Raw genomic sequence first — 22,566 nt, forward strand, 5'->3', positions numbered from 1 at the left:
GTGCGCGCCCGCCGGGCTCTCGGCGCCTCGACGATCGGCTCGATCGTCGAGGCGTACGACTGGACCATCTACGGTGCCCTCGCGCCGTACTTCTCCGACCAGCTGTTTCCAGGTTCGTCGCCGGCCGCGCGGCTGCTGGCGGCGTATCTCGGCTTCGCGCTGGGCTTCCTGGTCCGCCCGGTGGGCAGCATCGTGATCGGGCGGCTCGCCGACACCCGCGGCCGCCGGTTCGGCCTGGTCCTCAGCATCACGCTGGCGGCCACGGCCTCTCTGGCGATCGCGGTCGTGCCCGGGTACTCCTCCGTCGGCATCTCCGCGCCGCTGTGGATCGTCGCGGCGCGGCTGGTACAGGGCCTGTCCGTCGGGGCGGAGAACCCCAGCGCTGCCGCGTACGTGACCGAGACGGCGCCCGCCGCAAGGCGCTACCTGTACAGCGCGGTCTCCTACGGCGGTGTGGTGATCGGCAGCGCGCTGTCGCTCGCCGTGGTGTCGGCCCTGCTCGCCATCGCCGGCGAGAGCGGCCTGCGGGCCGGTGGCTGGCGGATCGGGTTCCTGGCCGGCGCCCTGCTCGGGCTGGTCGGGCTGTGGATTCGCACCGGGGTCACGGAGAGCCGCGTCTTCACCGACGAGGTCGCGGCACGGCCTCGTCCCCGGCCCACCCGGATACTGCGCGACCACGTCCGGGCGATGGCCGTGATCCTGGCGGTGACTGCCGCCGCCACGACGGTCTTCTACTTCTGCACCGTGCACCTGCCCGTCTACGCGTCCGACGTGGCGGGCATCCCCAAGGTTACGACGTCGAGTGCGCTGCTCGTCGGGATGGTGGCACTGCTCGTGGCGATGCTGGCCGCGGGAATGCTGGCTGACCGGTTCAGCGCCATGTGGGTACTACGGATCGGGTTCGGCGCGTTGGCGCTGCTGAGCGTACCGCTGCTGCGTGGCATGGCCGCGGGCGCCGTTCCGGTGCTGGTCGTGGTGGTCGTGCTGCTGGTCGCGCTGGCGTTGCCGCTCGCGGTCAGCAACGTCTTCGCCGGCCTGCTGTTCGCACCGGCCGTGCGCGTGGTGGCCGCCGGTCTGCCGGCCGCGCTCGCGATCAGCGTGTTCGGCGGCGGGTTCCCCGCGTTCGCCGAGCTGCTGCGCACGCATGGCCGCACGTCGTGGATTCCGTGGTGGATCGCCGGCATCGCGCTGGTGGCACTGCTGGCGTCGTGGGGCGTGCCGCGATCCGCGCAGTCTTCCGAATCACCGCTACCGGAGAGGGACGAGTATGTCAGTGCAGTTTGACGGCGTGCGCGAACGGCTCGGCGAGCTCGAGGAGCTGTACCGCGACCTGCACGCGCACCCGGAGCTGGCGTTCCAGGAGAAGCGCACCGCCGCGATCGTCGCCGAGCAGCTCACGGCCCTGGGATGGGAGGTGACCAGCGGCGTCGGCCAGACCGGCGTGGTGGGAGTGCTGCGCAACGGCGAGGGCCCGGTCGTGATGCTGCGTGCCGACATGGACGCGCTGCCGGTCAAGGAACAGACCGGCCTGCCCTACGCGAGCGACGTCACCGGCACCGACTCGTCGGGTGCCACCGTGCCCGTCATGCACGCGTGCGGCCACGACATGCACGTCGTCTGCCTGCTCGGCGCGTGCGCGGTGTTCGCCGGTGACCGTGCGTCCTGGTCCGGCACCATCGTGGCGATCTTCCAGCCCGGCGAGGAGAGCGGCTACGGCGCTCGCGCGATGATCGACGACGGCCTGTTCGACCGGTTCCCGAAGCCCGACGTCATCCTCGGCCAGCACGTCGGCCCCGGCCCGGCCGGCATCGTGGCCACCTGCTCCGGCGCTGTCATGGGGGCCACGGACAGCATCACCATCAGGCTGTTCGGCCGGGGCGGGCACGGCTCGAAGCCCGAGGCGGCGGTCGATCCCGTGGTGATGGCCGCCTCACTGGTGCTGCGCCTGCAGACCGTGGTGTCGCGCGAGGTAGCGGCGGCCGAGCCGGTCGTGGTGACCGTCGGTGCCCTGCACGCCGGCACGACGGCCGCGGTCATCCCCGACACGGCCGAACTCAACGTGAACGTGCGCACGTCGTCGGAGGCGACCCGTAACCGCGTCATCGCCGCCATCGAACGGCTCGCGCGCGCCGAGGCCGCCGCCGCCGGTGCCCCGCGCGACCCCGAGATCACCTCGGTGTACCACTTGCCGGCGACAGTGAACGATCCGGCCGGCACCGGGCGTGTCGCCGACGCCCACCGCGGCTTCTTCGGGCCCGAGCGCGTCATCCCGGTGCCGCCGACGACGGCCAGCGAGGACTTCGGGCTGCTCGGCCAGGCCGCCGGCCGTCCCTCGGTGTACTGGTTCTTCGGCGGCATCGACCAGGCCACCTACGGCGCGGCCATGGCGGCCGGCACGGTCGACACCGACATCCCGCAGAACCACGCCGCGACGTTCGCCCCGGTCGTCGAGCCGACCTTGGTCGTCGGCGTGCAGGCTCTCGTCGTCGCGGCGCTGGCCTGGCTGGTCCCGTCCACCCACCGCTGATGTTCGAAGGGAATCGCTAGCATGACTTCGACAACTTCCGAGATCACTTCGGAGGCCCGCCGGCTGATCGTCGTCGGCAGTGGCAGCCAGGAGTTGTGGGCGCCCGTGTTCGCCGCGCTCGCCGAGCAGTACGAGTTGGTCACGATCGACCGCGACTACCCGACCTGGCAGGGCAGCTACGCCAAGAAGCACCGCATCGCCGACATCACCAACAGTTCGATGCTCTTCCACGCGGTGGCCGACCTGCGCGGCGAGGTCGCCGACGCGTCGGTGATCACCTGGAACCCGCACTCGGTGCTGCCGCTCGCTGTGGCGGCGCGCAAGCTGCGAATCCGCTACTTCTCGCCGGACGCGGTGAGCGACGCGGCCGACACGCTCGAGGTCCGCGCCGCTGTGGCGGAAGCCGGCCTGCCGGTCGTGCCCTGGCAACTCTTCTACATCGAGGACGACGTCGTCGGCGCGGGGGAGAGGATCGGTTATCCGGTTGTCCTGCGGGCGCGGCGCCGTGGCACCGCCGGCGTGTCGTATGCGGCGTCCGAGGGCGACCTGCGCGAGGCGTTCGTCGACGTGGCGGGCCGTTCCGCGGCCGGGGTGGTGGCCGACGACGGTGTTCTGATCGAGCAGTACATCGACGGAACGGAATTGAACGTGCACAGTGCGGTATCGTCTGGGCGTGCCGTCCCCATCGCGGCGGTGCGCGCAATCTTCGATGCCGATGACCCCCTTCGGGCCACCGGGTACGAGGCTCAGTCACTTGCCGGTGAATCGTGGTCGGGGCAGGTCGAGGAGGTCGTTGGCGCAGTGCACAGCCGGCTGGGAATCGACTTCGGCGTCACCAACACCACCCTCCGTGTCACCGCCGACGGCCTTCGGGTGATCGGTGTGGACACGTGCCTGACCGGAGAGCTGATCGGGGCACTGGGCACGACCGGCATCGATCTCGTCAAGGCCGCCGCGGCCATCGGCTTCGAGCGTGAACCCGTGCTCTCCGCCGCCGGATCCGTGGGAGGGCTGATCTCCCTGTCCTAGTCCGTCGTCGCGATTGGAACCGGCACCATGCCACTGAGGTCGCTGCTGCTCGGCCTGTCCGTCACCGTCATCTGGGGATTCAACTTCTCCTTCATCAAGGTGGCGGAAGACGGATTCCATCCGTTCCTGCTGGCCACGCTGCGCTTCGTGCTGACCGTCATACCAGCGATCTTCTTCTTCCCGCGGCCCAAGGTGCCCTTCAAATTGGTGCTTGCATACGGGTTCGTGTTCGGAGCGCTGCAGTTCGGCCTGCTGTTCGCCGGCATCGCCGCCGGCCTGTCGGCCGGGTTGTCGTCGGTCGTGCTGCAGCTGCAGGTGTTCTTCACCATCCTGCTCGGTGTCCTGCTGATGAAGGAGCACATCAAGCCCTGGCAGATCGCCGGTGTGGTGCTCGGCTTCAGCGGGGTGGCGGTCACCGGCCTGGTGCAGGACGGCTCGGTGACCATCGCCGGTCTGCTGCTGGTGGCCGGTGCTGGCTTGTCGTGGGGCCTCGCGAACGTGATCGTGAAGAAGGCGAAGCCGGCCGACCCGGTCGGGTTCATGGTCTGGGCGAGCACGGTGCCGGTGGTACCCCTGGCGATCGTCACGGTCCTGGTCGAGGGCACCGACTCGGTGCGCACCTCGTTCTCGCACCTGTCGTGGGGCATCGCCGGCGCCGTGCTGTACCTGGTCTACCCGACGACCCTCTTCGGCTACTCGGTGTGGAACGGCCTGCTGCGCCGGTACCCCACCTCGCTGGTCGCCCCCTTGACACTGCTTGTGCCGTTCTTCGGGATGGCCGGTTCGATGCTCATCTTCGGCGAGGAGTTGACCGTGCTCAAGGTCTTGGCGGCCTGCCTCATGATTTTGGGGCTCTGCGTCAACCAGTTCGCCGGCCGGTTCGGCGCGAAACCCGCGCCGGCGGCCGCACCCGCCACCGAGCCGGCGATCTCGGTGGCCACCCTCAGCGACTCGGCGGAGCACACCGGCGACGGAAGGTGAGCCATGGAAAGGGACCTGGTCCAGACCCTGCGCGGGGTTGTGGACGACCTGCGCCGGCATCCCGCCACGGAGCAGGCGAACATCGTGCTGTGCCTGCTTGAGGCCGCGCAGCAGCTGCTGCCGGCTGTGGTGACCGCCCAGCAGCTGTCCGAGGCCGACCTGATGGAGGTCCGCTCCTGTGTACGGGCGGCCGAGATCTCGGTCCGCAGCCACTTCTGGCGGCACGCCTGACCCTCACGTCCGCCCCCGGCGCTCACCCAGGCCGGGGGGCCCCGTGCTTCGTGTTCGCGAGGCGGGCGGTCCGGCGCGCCGGTGTTCAAGAAGCAGCGCCGTGTTACCGGTCGCGATAGCCGGCTGCGGCTTGCTGGGACTCCGGTGGTGGCGGTGGCGCGACGTGCGAGGGCTGCGCGGCGTGTGGGTGATGGATTGGCAACAGCGCCGGCCGGCGTTTCGCGGCCAGGTCCTCGACCCAGCCGAGCGCCGCGACGACCAGGGTGAGCAGGACCAGCGCCACGGCGAAGTAGCCGAACTGGCCCGCCCGCCAGGCCTGCAGCCGGTCGCCGATCGGGAAGCACACGGCGATGGCGGCGTTGTGCCACAGGTACACGGTGATGGCCCGGGCGTTGAGGACCGTGACGAGGGCGTCCAGCGGGCGCGCGCGCCGCAGCCAGGACATCGCCGGGGCGGCGCGCAGGACCAGCAGGACGAAGCCCAGGCAGTACAGCGCCTGGGCCGCCGGGAAGTTGTTGAGGTCGGCGGCGCTCGCATCGCCGTGGTGGATCAGCGCCCAGGCCACCCCGGCCGCGATGCACGCGGCGGCGGCCGTGAGCAGCAGCGGCAGGCGCATGCGGTGCAGGGCCCCGGTGCGGTGCGCGAACCCGGTGCACCAGCATGCGCCGTAGGTGGCGACGTGGAGCAGCATGGCGGCCGCGCGACCGTTCAGCGCGAAGGGGTCCAGCCGTGTCAGACCGGGTGACGAGCCGAGCTTGAGGAGCGCGAGCAGCGCCAGCGGCAGCAGCACCGTCAGCAACGGCCGGCGGCGGAACAGCCACCACGCCGCCGGAGACAGTAGGACCAGCCACAGGTATGTCACCAGGTACCACAGCACCACCGTCACGTTGGCGGCCCACGCGTTGCCGGGCGGCTCGGCCAGCGGCACCACCCAGAAGACCAGGGCGGCGAGGTCGCGGCCGTTGCCGTCGGCCGCGGTCCAGCCGTGCCAGAACATCGCCGGTACCACGATCAGGCCCATCGCCCACAGCGGCGGCAGCAGCCGCCGGATCCGGCCGCGGACCGCGCGGGCGGCGGAACGCTGCATCGACGCCGCCATGAGCGAGCCGCCCAACGCGAACATCACGCCCATCGCCGGGAACGCCCAGCTCAGCCACGGGACGGCGAACATGTGGTATGTCACGACCCGGACGATGGCGATCGCGCGTAGCGCGTCGAGGTAGCGGTCGCGGCCCGTGGTCTGTGTCATTCGGGCATCATGGCCTCGCTCCGCGGCTGGCCAGGGAGGTTTGGCCGACGGCTGCCCGATCGGCCACCCCGCCGGGGTGACTCCCCTGCTGTGCGAGGCGTCATGCTGCCGTGCACCGCCCAGACCATCCACGTCAACGGCGGCGCCTGGGCCGGCCGCTGACACCACTCGCGGTGCTGGCTTCAGCACCAATCGAGTAGCTGATTATTGATGTCGATCTCGCGGGCGCACTTGTGGCGTTCGAGCATCGGTATCCATCGAGTGACCGCGGTACGATCACGGCTCTCGCGCTCTCTCAACAAACGGGGATGATATGCGCATTTCGCGTACATGGAGCGTCATCGGTGGTGTGATCGCCGCGGTGGTCGCCCTCCTCCCGAGTGGGGCACAGGCTGCCCCACCCACGCCGTACAGTGTCATGACGATCCAGGTGCCCACCCAGCCGACCGTGGTCATCGACAGCACCAGCAGCGCGTTTCAGTTCACCTACCAAGTGCCCCGCACCATCGACCGTGAGGTGCTGGTGTGGTTCGGCAACGTGAGCAACGGCGCCGGGGGTTCCACCAACTACGCGGCGAGGATCTACTCGGCTGTCGGTCAGCGGTTGACGGCCGACACCACCTACACGAGCGGGAGTGGAAACTCCTGGATCGCTATCGTCGCCACCGGCGCACCCGGCTGCCAGTCGGGCGACGGCAGCTTCACCGTGCACGACCTGACCCGCGACGGGCAGAACGCCATCACCTCGATCGCGGTAACTGTGCAGAACCCCAGCTGTGACCTGCACAGCGAGCTGCGGTTCAACTCGCCCACCCCATACACGGCTTGGGATGTCACACCCAAGGCCGACCTTGGCACGATCAACGTCCACGCATCCACCCCCGTGAACGGAACGGTCACAGTTACCGCGAGCGGTAGCGACCCGACCGCCATCGGGTCGATCGGGCTGAGCAACGACACCTCCGGCACGTTCAGCGTCATCGGCGGCACCTGCGCCCCAGGCGTCGCGCTGGATTACGGGCACACCTGCACCGTGCGGCTGTCCGCAAAGAGCGTGCCCACCGTCGACACCTACACGGCGACCCTGACCGTCGTCGACGCGGCGGGCCGCTCCCGTGCGATCCCGGTCAGCGTCAAGGGAACGATCACGTCGGCAGGCAACTTCTACCCCATCGGGCCGGACGGCGGGCAGCGGATCCTCGACACCCGCAACACGTCCGGACCGCTCGGCCCCGGGGGCACGCTGACGATCAACCCGAAGCCGGGTGCCGCCGCGCTGGTGCTCAACGTCACCGTCGTCAACGCGAGCGTCGACGACTTCCTGACGCTCTACCCGACCGGCGCCAGCACGCCAAACGCGTCGAGCATCAACTTCCCCAAGGGCGTGGTCGAGGCCAACTCGGTGACCGTCGCCAACGGCCCGAGCGGTGTCGTCATCTTCAACCATGCCGGCACCGTCGACGTGATCGTCGACCTGGTCGGCTACTACGCCACCGGCGGCGCCGACGACACCAACTCCAGCGGCGGCCAGTACTTCCCGCACGCGCCGACCCGGGTGCTCGACACCCGCACCGGATCCAAGCAGCTCGGTACCAATCAGTCGGCCCGGGTGGCGGTCGACTACGGCGCGGCGATCAACCCGCACGTCCGGGCGCTGGCGGTCAACCTGACCGTGACCAACCCGAAGAGCAGCGGGTTCCTCGCGGTCGGCAGCAACGCCTCGGTCACCCCGACGTCCACGCTCAACTTCACACCCGGCGACACGGTCGCCAACTTCGCGATCATTTCCGCCGGGCCGGATCCTGATACGGACGCCCGGTTCAATCTGCCGTCGATCGTCATCGCCAACCGGTCGTCCGCCGGCATCGACCTGATCGTCGACGTGATCGGCTACTACGACGACGGCACGACGCTGGGCGGCCTGCACTACACGCCCACGGTGCCCACCCGGCTGCTGGACACCCGCACGACTCAAGCGCTCGGCGCCGGCGGCCAGGTCACCGTCACCGGCCCGACGGCCAAGGCGCTGGCGTTGAACGTGACCGGCGTCCAGCCGACCGTCAACACGTACCTCACGGTGTGGCCCAACGGCGGGACCAGGCCCACGGCCAGCACGCTCAACCTCAGGCCGGGCGAGATCCGGTCCAACGCCACGATCGCCGGCCTCGGCACGGGTAACACGTTCAACCTGGCCAATTTCGCCGGTACGACCAACGCGGTCGTCGACGTCGACGGCACGTTCGACACGCTCAGCGGACAGACCCTGCCCCCGGTGCCCGCGCCGCTGCCGGTCCCGACCCCCATCAACTGAGGCTGAGGAGCAACAAAGCACTTTCCGGAGGTACCCGGGCCGCTGCGGCCGGGGGCGGCGGCTGTGGCCGGCGCCCTCGTTCCCGCGGCGGCCCGAGCGACCACGGCAGCAACTGGAGTCTTGCTATCGGTAGTCGGCGAAGATCCGGCGTTCGGCGCCGTCGACGGTCATGGTGCCGCCGTGCGGCAGGATCCATTGCGGCCTGGTGTGGCCGAAAGGAATGCCGACGCAGACGACGGCCTCCGGGTTGTAGCGGGTCACCACTTCCACGACCGCATCTCGTTGCTCATCGCGCAGTCGTGCCCGGTCCTGGGCAGAGGGGCGGCGAGTGAAATCGGAGACCGGCGGACGAGCCACCAGGACCGCGTCCACCGCGCGGAGAATCCCGCGTTCGCCGAGCGAGCGGACGATCCATCCGACGTTGCGCGCGGGGAGAAGCTCCTCGGAAGTCTCGATGATGAGCACCCCGCCCTGGAGGACTTCCGGGGGGAACGGGAACCGTCCCGCAGTCAGGATCCACTCGATCACCTCGAGGCAGCCGCCCCAAGCGCTGCCGCTCACGGACCTGGCCGGCCCGTGCCAGCTCCACGGCGCAGTTGCCTCTCGTTCTCCGAAGGACTCCAGGGCACGAGGGTCGGCCCAGTCGATGCCGAAGTCCTCGGACTCTCCCGGATCGGTGAGCTCGAGTCTCTCTCCGGTCAGCAGGGCCGCACGCAGGGACCGTGCGTGGATGTCGTCCACGGCGGGCCCAGGACCGAGGTGCACCTGGGACGAGCCACCGTAAAAGCTCGCGATGCCGTTTTCCCAGAGCCAGTGATGCAGGTTGGTGTTGTCGCTGGTGCCGAGGAACGGCTTGGGATCCGTGCGAGCGAGGTCGGCAATCAGGTGCGGGATCACCGTGATCTGGTCCTCGCCGCCGACGACGGCGAGAATCCCGCGAATCCGGGGGTCCGCGAAGGCGGCATTGATTTCCGCGGCGCGGGCCGCCGGTGTGGCGCCGACCTCGCGCGTCGTCGGGTACTCGACCGGAATCAGGCCAGTCACGTCAGTGAGCCGACGCATCGCCTGTTCATGCACCTCGGGGAAGGCACCGGCCGCCGCGAAAGACGGCGAGATGACCGCGATGCGATCTCCCGGCCGGGCCTTCGGAGGATGGACAAGGCCATGCGTCATGCCCTCGATCCAAACAGGTGATCGACGGTCGCGCATCCGCATTGCGCCGGCGGTACGCCGTTGTCAGCGCAGGATGCCGGTGTGGCCGAGGGAATAACGGCCGGGCTGCGGCCAGAAGCACAGCCCGTGCGGCTGGCCGCCGACCTTGATCCGGGCGAGCAGGTGCCCGTCGTCCGTGGAGATGGCGTAGACCTCGCCGTTATACCGGCCGGAGAGCCACAGGACCTTGCCGTCCGCCGAGACCCCGCCCATGTCCGGGCTGCCGCCGCCGGGGATGCTCCACTTGGCGACGAGGGTGCCGGTGGCGAAGTCGAGGACCGACACCGAACCCTCGCCCCGGTTGGCGATGTAGAGACGCTTCGAGTCGCGGCTGACGTACAGCCCGTGCGCGCCGGCCCCGGTCGGCAGGAACATCCGCACGGTGAACGCGTCCCCGTCGAGGATCCACACACCGGAGGTGTGCATGTCGGCGACGTACCAGGTGCGCCCGTCCGGGGTGATCTTGACGTCCTGCGGCATCGCCCCTTCGCGTGGCAGGTGCAGCTGGCCGACCACCTCCTGACGCTGGACGTCCACCTTGATCAGGTCTCCGGAGAACTCGCAGGTCGCGATGAAGTAGCGGCCGTCGGCTGAGAAGTCGGCGTGGTTGACCCCGGAGCAGTCGACCGGCACCGATCGCGCGAGCGCCATCGTGTGCGGGTCACGGAAGTCGATGCGGTGCAGCAGCTCCGCCATGACCATCGCGAACTTGCCGTCGGGGGTGAAGTACAGGTTGTACGGGTTTTCGACCGGGACGGGCGTGCCGAACGTCCCGGTCGCCGGGTCGATCGGGGTCAGCGTGTTGCCGTCGTTGTTGTTGACCCACAGCGTGCGCAGATCCCACGCCGGCACGACATGCTGCGGTGCGTCGCCCACCCTGACCGTCTGGATGACCTTGTACGTCGCCGGGTCGATGACGGAGACGGTGTCGCTGTCGAGGTTCGGCACGTACACCCGGACGGGGTCGTTCCTGACCGCGTCGGCGAGCGCGCCGGGCCGGTCCGCGGCGTAGAGGTCGCGCGGGTCAAGCGGTGGCGGCATGCCGGGCAGCGCGGCGCTCGGCGCGGTGGCCCCGCCCGAACTCCCGGGCGGCCGGGACGTGGCCACGCCGGGCATGCTCATGCCGGGCATGGCCTCCGGCGTGTGGTGGTCGCCGACGCCCGCGCTCTTCGGTGCGGGCCCGGAAGAACACGCACCCAGCAGTAGGGCGGCGGTGAGCGCAGCGAGCGCGCCGGAGCGAAGGTGCCCGAGCGCCATCAGCCGACCAGCTCGGCCATCGCGGCGGGACGCGGACCTCGTATACGGGCGACGACTGTCCCGTGATGCCAGAAATAGAAACTCACGATTGATCCGTTCTGTACGCCTTGCAGGTATTGCGTACCACGGCGGCCGCCGCCGGATCCGGGTAATCGAGCGAGTTGGCGCCGTGCGTTGGACGTCCGCGGCCGGCGGGTTTACGCGAGGCGGCGACGGGCATGGTGCCCGGTTCCGCCGCCCGTCAGTCCGGGTCGGCCAGGCGGTGGCGGCGAGTCGGCTCGCTAGTAGTACCGCCCAGTCGGTACTTCGCCCGGCGGGTGAGTCCGCCGGGCGATCAGCCCGGTCCGTCCGGCCCGGTCTCGCCAAGACGCCACGGGGATGCCCCGCTGCTTGGAACACTGGACCGCGACATCGCGCCGCGAGGCCTCCGCCCGGCATTCGCTGCGGTCGAACCGCATTCCTGGACGACACCACATGTGTACACGTGCGGTGTCGACCGCGGTTCGCGCCTCATCGATACCGACGGGAGAGCCGAACGTTGGACACCCGGGCGGGCGAATCCGCGTCAGCGTCGAGCGTGTCCGGGCGGCAATGGGTCGGCCTGGCCGTCCTCGCGGTCTGCGTCGCCCTGTTCGTCGCCGCCTCGGCGCGCTGGCAGCACCAGTTCGACCTGCGGATCTACCACGGCGCGGTCCGTTCCTGGGCGCACGGCGGTGACCTGTACGCCTACCGCCAACCGGAGACCGTGCGGGTATTCGGCTTCACCTATCCACCGTTCGCCGCGATCGCCATGCTGCCCATGACGATCGTGGCGTGGCCGGTCGCCGCCGTTGCCCTCGCGATCACGTCGGTGTCGGGGACGCTGCTGCTGCTCTGGCGACGGTTTCACCGGTGGGCACCGACGCTCGCCGGCGGGATTCTGCTCGCCGCGGCCGAACCCTGGCGGGACACCCTCAGTCTCGGCCAGATCAACCTGGTGCTGCTCACGCTCGTCGCGGTCGACCTGCTGTACCTGGTCGGACGGCATCCCGCCGCCGGTATCCTCATCGGTGTCGCCGCCGGCATCAAGCTCACCCCGGCGGTGTTCATCGCATACCTGCTGCTCGCCAGGCGTTATCGGGCAGGGTTCATTGCCGCCGGTACGGCGTTGGCGACCGTCGGCCTCGGATGGCTGATCGCCCCGGGGGCATCCCGCGCGTACTGGACGTCGCTGGTCTGGCGGACCGGCCGGGTCGGCGAGATCTTCTCCGTGCCAAACCAGTCCCTCGACGGCGCATTGACCAGGATGCACGCGCCCGCGGCGGTGTGGCCCGCGCTCGTCGTGGTCATCCTGGCGGTCTGGGCCTACCGGGTGCGGCGGGCCGCCGCCGACGACGCCTGGGCCGGCCTGGCGCTGACCGGTGTGGCGGTGTGTCTGATCAGCCCGATCAGCTGGGTGCACCACCTGGTCTGGCAGATTCCGGCGCTGCTCGTCCTCGTCGACCGGCGGGCCGATCGGCGCCACCGGTACTGGTACCTGCTGCTCGGCGCCGGCATCTACGGGTTGATGGCCACCAGGGTCCTCTGGCTGTTCAAGGACCCCGCCAACCCGCTCTACCTGCCGGGCGCGAACATGCACGTCATCACCGGCCTGGTGCTGCTGCTCGCGGTACCGGTCAAATCGGCGCCGCGCCCCACCACGGTGCTGCCGGCCCCGGCCACGCGGCCGTCGCTTGCTGAGACGGCGTAGCCCGCCACCCTCGCAAAAGCCACCCGTCGAGGGTGGCGTCGCGGCGCGCTTATCCCCGGCTGTTTTCATCCATGGGGATGTTTCTGGCTTGTAAACCTTCCGTTGCCAGAGTTGCCAGTCTATCGTCTCGCCACGAGAGAGCGCTCTCACACGCCTGTCCGCCCACCCGGATTTCCATGCTTGGAGGCGTCCACCCGATGAATCACAGCTCTCGAGGCATCGTCCGTCATCACTCACGCTGGCGCTCCCGCCTAGGCCGGGTCGCCGTCGCCGCATCCGCCGTCGTCGTCGTCCTCGCCGGCACCGCCAGCCCGGCCGCAGCTGCCGACGACTACACCCAGAGCGTCACGCAGCTGAACGCGACGCAGGCGCAGATCTCGTTCACGCCGACGACGCCCGCGCGTTATGTCGACGTCCACTACCTCTCGCCCAACTCGGGCCAGCAGAACTTCCGCATGACCGACAACGCCGGGACCTGGCAGCGGACCGTCAGCTCGCTGTCCAGCGGCTTCGTGCTGGAGTACTGGTTCACGTACGAGAAGAACGGCCCCCAGTTCGACACGCCGCACTTCTTCTACACCCACGGCGGCGGCACCGCGGCGGTCGCCACGCCGGCGTTCAGCCCGCCGGGTGGTACGTACAGTTCGGCGCAGTCGGTGACGATCGCGACGACGACGGCTGGTGCGAGCATTCGGTACACGCTGGATGGTTCGACTCCGACGGCGTCGTCGGCGTTGTACAGCGGGGCGATCACGGTGTCCGCGACGACGACGGTGCGGGCGATCGGTATCGCGGCCGGTTTGAGCAACTCCGCGGTCGCGAGCGCGACCTACACGATCAACACTGCGGCAGTTGCGACGCCGGCGTTCAGCCCGCCGGGTGGTACGTACAGTTCGGCGCAGTCGGTGACGATCGCGACGACGACGGCTGGTGCGAGCATTCGGTACACGCTGGATGGTTCGACTCCGACGGCGTCGTCGGCGTTGTACAGCGGGGCGATCACGGTGTCCGCGACGACGACGGTGCGGGCGATCGGCATCGCGGCCGGTTTGAGCAACTCCGCGGTCGCGAGCGCGACCTACACGATCGGCACGGCGACGTGCACGACCCAGCCCGACATCCCGAACTTCGGCCCGAACACGCGGATCTTCGACCCGAGCATGTCCACCGCGTCGATCCAGGCGCAGCTGGACGCCGACTTCAACGCGCAGAAGAGCACGCAGACCGCCCAGATGGCCAGTGGACGGGTCGCCCACCTGTTCAAGCCGGGCACGTACGGCGTGCGCGACGACGTCGGCTTCTACACCTCGGTCGCCGGCCTCGGCCAGAACCCGGGCGACGTGGTCATCAACGGTGACGTGACGGTCGACGCCTTCAACGCCTCGGACGCCGGCAACGCGACGCAGAACTTCTGGCGCTCCGCCGAGAACCTGACCATCAACCCGAGCAACGGCTCCAACCGCTGGGCGGTGGCGCAGGCCGCTCCGTTCCGCCGGATCAACGTGAACGGCAACCTGATTCTCTACCCGGCGAGCTTCGGCTTTGCCAGCGGCGGCTATATCGCCGACACGCGAGTTTCCGGGCAGACCTCCTCGGCCTCGCAGCAGCAGTGGTACACCCGGGACAGCAACTTCGGTAGCTGGAACGGCAGCGTGTGGAACATGGTGTTCTCCGGTACCACGGGTGCCCCGGCGAACAGCTTCCCGACCCCGCCGTACACCACGCTCGCCACCACCCCGGTCTCCCGTGACGTGCCGTACCTCTACATCGACGGCACCGGTAAGTACCGGGTGTTCCTGCCGTCGCTGCGTACCAACGCCGTCGGCCCGAGCTGGGCAGGCGGCAGCACCCCGGGCACGTCGCTGCCGATGAGCCAGTTCTACGTGGTGAACGCGGGCGACACCGCCTCGACGATCAACTCCGCACTGGCCGCGGGCTGCAACCTGTTCTTCACCCCGGGCGTCTACCACCTCAACCAGACGCTCAACGTGACGAGGCCCAACACCGTGGTCCTCGGCATCGGTTACCCGACGCTGATCCCGGACAACGGGGTCGACGCCATGCAGGTCGCCGACGTCGACGGCGTCCGGATCAAGGGTCTGCTGTTCGACGCCGGCACGGTCAACTCGTCCTCGCTGCTGACCATCGGCCAGTCCGGCTCGACCGCCGGTCACGCGGCCAACCCGACGACGGTGCAGGACGTGTTCTTCCGTATCGGCGGCTCGATCGCGGGTAAGGCGACGACGAGCCTCATCGTCAACAGCAACGACGCGATCGTCGACCACACCTGGGCCTGGCGCGCCGACCACGGCAACGCGGGCACCTACGGCTGGACGATCAACACGGCAGACACCGGCGTCATCGTCAACGGCGACAACGTCCTGGCGTCCGGCCTGTTCGTCGAGCACTACCAGAAGTACGAGGTCGTCTGGAACGGCCAGAACGGCAAGACGATCTTCTTCCAGAACGAGATGCCGTACGACGTGCCGAACCAGGCGGCGTGGATGAACCCGAGCGGGATCAACGGGTACGCCGCGTACAAGGTGGGTGCCAACGTCACCACGCACGAGGCATGGGGGTTGGGCAGTTACTGCTTCTTCAACGACAACCCCGCGGTGAGCTCCTACCATGCCTTCGAGGTGCCGAACACGACCGGCGTGCGGTTCCACAGCGTGCTGACCGTGTCGCTCAACTTCAAGGGCACCATCACCCATGTCATCAACGACACGGGTGCGACCACACCGTCTGGCACCAGCCCGGTCAAGGTGGTGAGCTACCCGTAGGCTGACACACTCCGGCCGGGCGGGCGCAACGCTCGCCCGGCCGGGACAGCGTCACCAGTCCGCCGCGCCGTCGAACGAGGTCGAGGTGGGCCGGAAGCCGAGGTGCGTCCGGGCGGCGGTGAGGTCGAGGGTGCGTTCGACGGCGATCTGGCCGATCGCGTAGCGGGTCAGTCTGGGCGGGGTACGGCTGCGAACCGCTCGGTAGGCAAGCTCCGCTGTGCCCGCGAGCACCGTGGCCGGCCCGACCGGCACGTGCCGGATCCGGACCCGCTGGCCACGCTGCGCGAGCAGCTCCCGAAGCGCATCGATCAGGATGACCGGTTCGGCGTCGGTGATGTTGTAGGTCCCGGTCGCGCTCGCCCGGCACGCGAGGAGGGTGGCCGAGACCATGTTGCCGATCGAGGTGTACGACTGGCGGTGGGTGCCGGCGCCGGCGATCCAGAGGGTGCCGCGCCGGACCGCTGACAGGACGCGGGGCATGACGGTCCGGTCTCCCGGGCCGTAGACCGCGCGTGGGCGCAGGATCACGGTGTCGCCGCGGCCGGCCAGCAGCCGTTCGGCCGCTGCCTTCGAGGCCGCGTACTCGGTGGGGTACCGCTCGATCGGCGCCTCGGACTCGTTCGCGAGAACCGTCGGCCGACTGGGGTCGTACACGCTCGCGCTGGAGATGTGGACCAGCCGGGTGCCGGGAAACGTGGTGAGAACGTGGCGGAGACCGTCCACATCGGACAGGATCCTCGCCGCCCGCAGTCCCCAGTCGGTGACCGTGGCCGCGGTGTGCAGCACGACGTCGACCTCGGGCGGGTCGGCCAGCGCGCCGTCGTTGAGGTCCCATCGGCGGTACTCGACGCCCGGCAGGTCGACGCCGGGCCGCCGGCCGTACCCGTACACCTGCCAGCCGGCCTCCGCCGCGGCGCGGCAGACCGCCGCACCGATGAATCCGGACGCACCCGTGACGGCGAGTCTCATCCGTTGCCCCGCACCAGGTTCCGCAGCGCGGCTCGGTCGGGTTTGCCGGTGCGGCCACTGACCGGCAGGCGGCTCACCACGAGCACCTCGTCGGGCAGCGCGGCGGCGTCGATCAGCGCCGGTAACGCCTCGCGCACCCGTTCGGCCAGGGGGTGTCCGGGCAGAACGCGCGGCACACCGTCGCTGTCGGCGGCCGGCGCCACCACCAGGACGACGCGGTCGTCGCCGATCTCGTCGGGGACGCCGATCAGCGCGACGTCCGCCACGCCGGGCAGCCGGGCGAGCGTCGGCTCGTAGAGGCCGGGGTAGATGTTGGTGCGACCCCGGATCAGCATGTCCTTCTTCCGCCCCACCAGGATGATCCGGCCTTGGTCGTCGAGCCTGGCCAGGTCCCCGGTGGCGTGCTCGGTCAGCGGCGGCTCGCCGAGGTAGCCGTGGCAGAGATGCTCGCCGCTGAGGTACAGCTCCCCGTCCGGTCCCAGTCTGGCGCGGACGCCCGGCAGCGGGCCGCCGACCGGATCGCCCGGACCGTCGTGGGTCAGCTTCTCCTCGGCGGTGGCAACCGACACCGGGAGGATCTCGGTCATCCCGTAGACGGCGCGGATCTCGGTGTGTGGCAAGGCATTGCGCGCCCTCGTGAGCAGCGGGGCGAGGACGGGTGCACCACCGACGAGCAGGTGCCGCAGCGTTTGCGGTACCCCGAGCCGGCCCGTCCCGACCAGATCGACGACCGCGGCGAGGTCGACCGGTGTCGTGAACGTGTGCGTCGCGCCGGCGAGTCCGGTGGCGTACCGGGCCGGGTCGGTGGCCGGGTTGAACCCGTACGGCGGCATCGTCCAGTGCGCACCGGCCACGAGCGCCGGCAGGCCGAGCATCAGCTGGTCGGTGTGCACCACGTCCCCGGGCCCGAGCCGGCAGGCGTTCGCGAGCACGGCGAGCGACGCACCGAGCGACCCCCGGGTGTGTACCACCGCCTTCGGCGCCTCGGTCGTACCGGAGGTGAACACGACGAGCGCTTCCCGCTGCGGTGCTTCGATCGTGTCTAGCGGCGGGCGGACAGCGCGGCCGTCTCGACCGCCGGCCAGGCGGCGGGCGGACAGCGCGCCGCGGGGGACGCCGGGCAGCCAGCGCCCGGCGTAGATGTGCTTGACCGCGAGCGCGGCGTAGTCCGGCAGGAGCAGGCCACGGCGCCGGGTCAGGCCCCGCGCGATCCGGCCCGACGCGGCGTACAGGAGCGACTCCGCCGCGGCCCAGCGCGGCGCCGCCAGGGCGAAGCGGGCGGCGAACAGTTCCGCGCCCGCGCCCGGATCGGCGAACACGACGGTACCGCCGGCTGCGACGATGCCCAGTGCGAGGACCACGCAGGCCGGGGACGGACGTACCGAGAACAGGACTCGGTCCCCGGTGCGCATCCCGCCACCGGTCAGTGCCTGTGCGGTCGCGGTGATCCGCGCGGCCAGGTCGCGGTAGGAGAGCGGACGGCCGTCGGGTCCGGTCAGCGCCGGGGCGTCACCTTGAGCCTGACAGGATCTCAGGACCGCCGCGAGGAGATCGGTCATGATCGCAGCACCAGTCGGGCGTAGCCGGGGATGAGCACCCGACGGGCCACGCGGCGCTCGACGACGTGCACCTCGGGGGCGGCCAGCACCGCAGCGAACACCGCGTTGATCTCGGCCATCGCCAGCGGCGCACCGAGGCAGAAGTGTGCCCCGCCGCCGAACCACAGCCGGCGCAACTGCGGCGGGTGCGGCCGTTCGGGATCGAACGGCCCGTAGGCCTGCGCGCAGGACAGCGTCGCGATGACGATCCGGTCGCCGGGGTGGACCGGCACCTTGCCCAGGCGGGCCGGCGCGATCACACTGCGCAGCATCACCGGCGACGGCACCGTCACCCGCAGCGCCTCGGCGACCACCGCCGGGACACGGCTCGGGTCGGCCGCGAGACGGGCCAGCCACCCGCTGTCGTGCGCGAGCGCGACGAGCCGCGGCAGGTATGACACCAGGGTCTCGGTCCCGGTGAGCACCAGCGCCGCCACCGCGCCGCGCGCCTCCGGTTCGCTCATGCCGAGCTCCCGGAGCCTGCCGGGCACGGTCTCCGGATCGCCGGCGGCGTAGGCGACCGACGCGGGAGCGGTCAGGGCTGCCAGGGTCCGCTTGGCGATCGTGACCTGCCGAGGGGTGAGGGTACGCCGGCCGAGCCGGACCATCGACGTGATCGCGGTACCCTCCCGGTACGCCGCCTGGACAGTCCGCGGATCGGGGCTGAGCCCGACGAGTTCGGCGATCACCGCGCCGACGAGGCGCTGTACCACGCCGACGAACTCGACCGGCTCGCCCGACCGGAGCCGGTCGGTGAGGTCGGCGAGCGGCGCGCCCAGTGCCCGGGTGCACAGCCGGTCCACATAGGACGCTGAGAACAGTCCGGCGAGCCGGCGGCGCAGGGCCCGGTGCTCTTCCCCCTCCATGTTCAGCAGCACGGCCGGTCCGAGCACCGGGGTCCACAGGTCCGCGGACGATCCCGGTCCCGTTTTGGTGTACGTCGCGGAATCGCCGAGCACCTCGTGGGCGAGTGCGGCGTCGCTGACGACCACACCGAGTCCCGGCACCCGGATCACCGGACCGACCCGGGCCAGTGCCCGGATGGCCGGGTAGGCGAACGGGTGCGCACCGTACTGGATCCGCCGCTCCCAGTTCACCGGACGTCGACCACCTCTGGCCGGTACCGATGGTCGGCGTACCACGCGAGGGTTTTCACCAGCCCCCAGGCCCGCACCCGGCGGGAGGAGCTGCGCACCCGCACGTCGCGCCGCAGTGCGTACTTCGTGGTGAGGCAGCGCACGGCGTTGACCAGGGCCCGGTCCTCGTGCAGCTCCTCGATGGCGGTGCGCGGGAAGCCGCCCGCCGCCTCGTACAGGTCCGCGGTGATCGCAAGGTTGCAGCCCGGCGCCATGATGTACGGGCCGAGGTAGCGCGGATCCCGGTTGCCGGGCCGGACCCGGCCGAAGGCGGCGGCCACCTCGACGGTGGTCGTGAGCAGGACCCGGCGGGGCCGGGACACCCCCTCGTCGGTCCGTGGCACCAGTTGCCCGGCGACGAACTCGAGCCCGCCGGCGAAGGCGGAGCGGATCCGCGCCGTCCAGTCGGGCAGGGGCAGGCAGTCCGCGTCGGTGCGGGCGAGGTGGGTGGCGCCGTGGGCGATGGCGTACCGCATGCCGGTGTCCGCGGCGGCGCCGGTGCCTTTGCGCGCTTCGTCGACGAGGTGCAGCCGCAGCCCGCCCGCCGCCGCGCGCACCGCGCGAGCCGTCCCGTCCGTCGAGCCGTTGTCGACAACCACCAGCGTGAAGTCCGGATCCTCTTGTGCCGCCAGGGCGCCGAGTGTCGCACCGATGCCGGCGGCCTCGTTGAAGGCCGGGACCACCACCCAGAGGTTCATAAGCGCAACACCACGATGCCGAGGCTGACGCCACCGGCCAGGCCGACGAGCGCGACCAGGTCACCGGGCCCGCACCGGCTCTCCTCCCGGGCCCGGACCAGCTGCAGCGGCAGGCTCGCCGACGCGACGTTGCCGTGGTCAGGCAGTGTCACCACGAGCCGGTCCTGCGGGATGCCCAGCCCGGACCGGAAGACCTCAAGATAGTCCAGGGACACCTGGTGGGCCGCCACCACGGCGAAGTCTTCCCAGCGCAGTCCCAGCCGGCGCAACGTCTCCAGCGGCAGTTCGGGGCCGAGCGCCTCGAACGCCTTGCGCAGCCCGGCACCGTCCAGCTCGAAGTAGGTGCGTTCCGGATCCCGCGGGAACGCCGATCCGCCGCCCGGCAGCGTGCCGACCTGCCACGCGGTCGAGTCGGCGGTGAACGCGCACGCGAGCACCCCTGGGTCGGCCGGGCCGGCGGGACCGGGCGCGAGCAGCAGCGCGGCGCCCGCGTCGGACATGGTGTAGCCGGCGAACGCGGAGAGATACTGGGCAAGATCGGCCACCCGCCAGCGGATCGCCCGCGACGGCGCCTCCCCGCAGGCGATGAGGATCCGCCGGTAACGCCCCGCCGCGATCAGCGCGTCCGCCAGCTCGATCGCGTTGAGCACGCTGTTGCACGCGTTCTTCACGTCGAACACCGGGCAGCTCGCGCCCAGCTTCGCGGCGACGATGTGGCCGGTGGCCGGCTCGCACAGGTCCTGTGACGCCGACGCGAACATCAGCAGGTCGACCTCGCCCACGGCCGTGCCGGTCTCGGCGAGCAGCTTGCCGGCCGCGGCGACCGCGAGGTCCGACGCCTGCCAGTCATCGGGCATGAGATGCCGTGTGGTCACGCCGGCCAGCCGGCGGACCAGATCCGCGGGTGGGACGAATCCGTCACTGGCCGAGCTCACGCGGCGCACCAGCTCGGCGTTGTCCAGGCGCGATTCGGGCAGATGCACGGCGACGCCGACCAGCCTTGCCCGCACAGCCGACACGTTTCTGCCTCCCTCCGCCCGCCTGCCGGGCAGCGTAGCCAACCCTGTCACGCCGCACCCATGTCCGGACCTGGATCTTCATCGGGCAGGATAGCGGCATGGACACCGCCGCCCGGCACGAGCTACGGGTGTTGGCCGCCGCCAACCCGGCGTTACCGCTCCTGCTGACGATCGGCCGGTTCGCCCGGCCCATCCGGCGGATACCGCGCCTCGGCTGGGTGGTGTCCGACCCGGTGACCGCGCGGCTGATCCTCAACGACGCAACCCACTTCACGCTGCTCGGTGAGGGCGGGGTGGGGCACCTGTGGGCGCAGGTGCTGGGTGACTGGGTGTACGACGTGTTCGACGGCCCGGGCCACCACGCGCTGCGGACGCAGACCCGGGAGCTGTTCACCGAGGACAACGCGGCGGCGCTGGTGCGCCGGGTGATCGGGCCGCGGCTGGCGGCGGCCGGCTCGCAACTGGCGGGCGGCGGCACCGTCGACGTGGCGGACCTGGCCCGGGTGATGGTCGGGCGGATCGTGGCCGACCTGCTCGGGCTGCGCGTGGCGAGCGACGACGACGCGGCGTACCGGGAGGTGTTCAGTACCGGCGAAGAGCTGGCCGCGCTCGCCCTGGGCACCACGACCTCCACCGTGCTGGAGCCGGCGACGGTGGCCCGGGCCAAGCAGATCGTGGCACGGATGACGAGCAATGTCGCCCAGGTCTGGCGGACCGCGCCGGCGGACACGCTGCTCGGGCGGTGCCGCGAGCTCGGCGTCGAGATGCGGCACACGGAGGGCCTGGCGACGCTGCTGATGGTCGCCGGAACCGAGACGGCGGCGAGCGCGATGGCGCGTACCGTCGCGCTGCTGCACGACACCGGAGCGCAGGACCGGCTGCGGGCTGAGCCGCAACGGCTGCCGGACGCCGTCAGGGAAGGGCTGCGGGTCAGCACACCGGCCCCGCTGATCGGGCGCTCGGTCCGAGCCGACACGGATGTCGCCGGGCGCCGGCTGCGGGCCGGTGACCGGGTCATGATCCTCACCTGGACCGCCAACACCGCACCGGGCGGCTTCTCGCTCGACCGCTCCTATCTGCGGGACAACCGGCAGTTGTGGTTCGGTGCCGGCCGGCATCTGTGCCTGGGGGCGCCGGTGGCCCGAGCGGAGATCGGCGCGCTGCTGAGCACACTGCTCGACACCGGCCGGCCGTATCGCATCGTGGCGCGCCGGTACCGGCGCAGGGTGCTGATCCCGTCGTACGAGATGCTGCGGGTCAGCCTGGCTTCCTGATCGGTGGCATTGAGGGTCGGAGGATCACTTTGCCCTGATTGGCGCGCGCCTCGATGATCTCGTGCGCGGATGACGCGTCGGACAGCGGGATTTCGGCGTGGATGGCCACGCGGAGCTGCCCGGTCCGGTGCAGGAGCCACAGCTGCTCATGATGGCGGTGGTAGAGCTCCGGTTGGGTGCTGGCGAACCTGGCCATGGTGAGGCCCGTGATGGTCTTGGAGCCGGCAAGCAGGTCGAACGCGGAGACGGTGCCTCCGCCGGAGTTGAAGAAGATGAGTCGTCCGCCGGGGCGCAGCGCGGCGATGGCTCGCGGGAGGATGTCTCCGCCGACGGCGTCGAGGACGACGTCGACGGGTTCGCCCCAGTGCTCGTCGGCGTAGGTGACGACCTCGTCGGCTCCGAGATCGCGCAGAAAGGCTCGCTTTTCGGCGGTGCCGGCAGCCGCCACGACGCGCTGCACGCCGTGAATCTTGGCCAGTTGGACGGCCAGGTGCCCCACCCCGCTGGCCGCGCCGGTGATGAGCACGGATTCCGCGCCGGTTAGGTGGGCGGTGTGCAGCGCT

General features: G+C 70.6%; 18 protein-coding genes. 9 read left to right on the forward strand and 9 right to left on the reverse strand.

Translation table 11 applies throughout. The annotated features are described in order from the left end of the window. The 5 genes from AB0367_RS22835 to AB0367_RS22855 are packed head-to-tail and all read left to right on the forward strand — an operon-like array spanning nt 1 to nt 4,768. Nucleotides 1-1,284 carry an MFS transporter gene (locus tag AB0367_RS22835; protein ID WP_366228401.1) on the forward strand — a complete coding sequence of 428 codons (1,284 nt, stop codon included), beginning with the start codon at nt 1-3 and terminating at the stop codon, nt 1,282-1,284. Further along, the gene (locus AB0367_RS22840) at nt 1,268-2,527 is read left to right on the forward strand and encodes an amidohydrolase (RefSeq protein ID WP_366228402.1); all 1,260 of its coding nucleotides are present in this window, start codon (nt 1,268-1,270) and stop codon (nt 2,525-2,527) included. Before AB0367_RS22835 ends, AB0367_RS22840 begins: the two co-directional genes overlap by 17 nt. Nucleotides 2,528-2,548: 21 nt before the next feature. Beyond that, nucleotides 2,549-3,556 carry an ATP-grasp domain-containing protein gene (locus AB0367_RS22845; RefSeq protein WP_366228403.1) on the forward strand — a complete coding sequence of 336 codons (1,008 nt, stop codon included), beginning with the start codon at nt 2,549-2,551 and terminating at the stop codon, nt 3,554-3,556. Between the two features lie 27 nt (nt 3,557-3,583). Continuing rightward, complete coding sequence (locus AB0367_RS22850; protein WP_366228404.1) at nt 3,584-4,537, forward strand: EamA family transporter; 954 nt, start codon at nt 3,584-3,586, stop codon at nt 4,535-4,537. A gap of 3 nt (nt 4,538-4,540) precedes the next feature. Continuing rightward, nucleotides 4,541-4,768 carry a hypothetical protein gene (locus AB0367_RS22855; RefSeq protein WP_366228405.1) on the forward strand — a complete coding sequence of 76 codons (228 nt, stop codon included), beginning with the start codon at nt 4,541-4,543 and terminating at the stop codon, nt 4,766-4,768. Between the two features lie 103 nt (nt 4,769-4,871). Here AB0367_RS22855 and AB0367_RS22860 read toward each other — a convergent pair whose 3' ends face one another. Then, nucleotides 4,872-6,017, reverse strand: a complete 1,146-nt coding sequence (locus AB0367_RS22860; protein ID WP_366228406.1) for an acyltransferase — start codon at nt 6,015-6,017, stop codon at nt 4,872-4,874. Nucleotides 6,018-6,435: 418 nt separating this feature from the next. Here AB0367_RS22860 and AB0367_RS22865 point away from each other — a divergent pair, with 418 nt between their 5' ends. Beyond that, nucleotides 6,436-8,328, forward strand: a complete 1,893-nt coding sequence (locus AB0367_RS22865) for a hypothetical protein (RefSeq protein ID WP_366228407.1) — start codon at nt 6,436-6,438, stop codon at nt 8,326-8,328. Between the two features lie 123 nt (nt 8,329-8,451). On the opposite strand, the gene AB0367_RS22870 is transcribed toward AB0367_RS22865, so the two are convergent. Beyond that, nucleotides 8,452-9,501, reverse strand: a complete 1,050-nt coding sequence (locus AB0367_RS22870; RefSeq protein ID WP_366228516.1) for an LD-carboxypeptidase — start codon at nt 9,499-9,501, stop codon at nt 8,452-8,454. Between the two features lie 63 nt (nt 9,502-9,564). Further along, nucleotides 9,565-10,797: a YncE family protein gene (locus AB0367_RS22875; RefSeq protein WP_366228408.1), complete on the reverse strand. Its 1,233-nt coding sequence runs from the start codon at nt 10,795-10,797 to the stop codon at nt 9,565-9,567. Nucleotides 10,798-11,335: 538 nt separating this feature from the next. On the opposite strand from AB0367_RS22875, the gene AB0367_RS22880 reads away from it, so the two are divergent. Next, nucleotides 11,336-12,526 (forward strand): glycosyltransferase 87 family protein, encoded by a 1,191-nt coding sequence (locus tag AB0367_RS22880; protein ID WP_366228409.1) that lies wholly within the window; start codon nt 11,336-11,338, stop codon nt 12,524-12,526. 197 nt (nt 12,527-12,723) lie between these two features. Continuing rightward, entirely contained in the window at nt 12,724-15,309 is a 2,586-nt protein-coding gene (locus tag AB0367_RS22885) for a chitobiase/beta-hexosaminidase C-terminal domain-containing protein (RefSeq protein ID WP_366228410.1), read from the forward strand. A gap of 51 nt (nt 15,310-15,360) precedes the next feature. Here AB0367_RS22885 and AB0367_RS22890 read toward each other — a convergent pair whose 3' ends face one another. Genes AB0367_RS22890 through AB0367_RS22910 form a run of 5 tightly spaced genes read right to left on the reverse strand, consistent with a single transcriptional unit; the run spans nt 15,361 to nt 20,720 of the window. Beyond that, nucleotides 15,361-16,278, reverse strand: a complete 918-nt coding sequence (locus tag AB0367_RS22890) for an NAD(P)-dependent oxidoreductase (RefSeq protein ID WP_366228411.1) — start codon at nt 16,276-16,278, stop codon at nt 15,361-15,363. Continuing rightward, nucleotides 16,275-17,837, reverse strand: coding sequence for a class I adenylate-forming enzyme family protein (locus tag AB0367_RS22895; protein ID WP_366228412.1), 1,563 nt, complete (start codon nt 17,835-17,837; stop codon nt 16,275-16,277). The genes AB0367_RS22890 and AB0367_RS22895 overlap by 4 nt, the downstream gene beginning before the upstream one ends. Next, nucleotides 17,834-18,973 (reverse strand): cytochrome P450, encoded by a 1,140-nt coding sequence (locus AB0367_RS22900; RefSeq protein ID WP_366228413.1) that lies wholly within the window; start codon nt 18,971-18,973, stop codon nt 17,834-17,836. Before AB0367_RS22900 ends, AB0367_RS22895 begins: the two co-directional genes overlap by 4 nt. Beyond that, on the reverse strand, nt 18,970-19,710 hold the full coding sequence (locus AB0367_RS22905) for a glycosyltransferase family A protein (RefSeq protein ID WP_366228414.1): 741 nt from the start codon (nt 19,708-19,710) through the stop codon (nt 18,970-18,972). The genes AB0367_RS22900 and AB0367_RS22905 overlap by 4 nt, the downstream gene beginning before the upstream one ends. Continuing rightward, complete coding sequence (locus tag AB0367_RS22910; RefSeq protein WP_366228415.1) at nt 19,707-20,720, reverse strand: 3-oxoacyl-[acyl-carrier-protein] synthase III C-terminal domain-containing protein; 1,014 nt, start codon at nt 20,718-20,720, stop codon at nt 19,707-19,709. The genes AB0367_RS22905 and AB0367_RS22910 overlap by 4 nt, the downstream gene beginning before the upstream one ends. Before the next feature lie 107 nt (nt 20,721-20,827). On the opposite strand from AB0367_RS22910, the gene AB0367_RS22915 reads away from it, so the two are divergent. Further along, nucleotides 20,828-22,003 carry a cytochrome P450 gene (locus AB0367_RS22915; RefSeq protein WP_366228416.1) on the forward strand — a complete coding sequence of 392 codons (1,176 nt, stop codon included), beginning with the start codon at nt 20,828-20,830 and terminating at the stop codon, nt 22,001-22,003. Here AB0367_RS22915 and AB0367_RS22920 read toward each other — a convergent pair. Further along, nucleotides 21,987-22,529 carry a zinc-binding dehydrogenase gene (locus tag AB0367_RS22920; RefSeq protein ID WP_366228417.1) on the reverse strand — a complete coding sequence of 181 codons (543 nt, stop codon included), beginning with the start codon at nt 22,527-22,529 and terminating at the stop codon, nt 21,987-21,989. The two genes, AB0367_RS22915 and AB0367_RS22920, sit on opposite strands and share 17 nt — an antisense overlap. Between the last annotated feature and the right edge of the window lie 37 nt (nt 22,530-22,566).

It is taken from the genome of Dactylosporangium sp. NPDC051484, from assembly GCF_040689395.1.
Lineage (GTDB): Bacteria > Actinomycetota > Actinomycetes > Mycobacteriales > Micromonosporaceae > Dactylosporangium.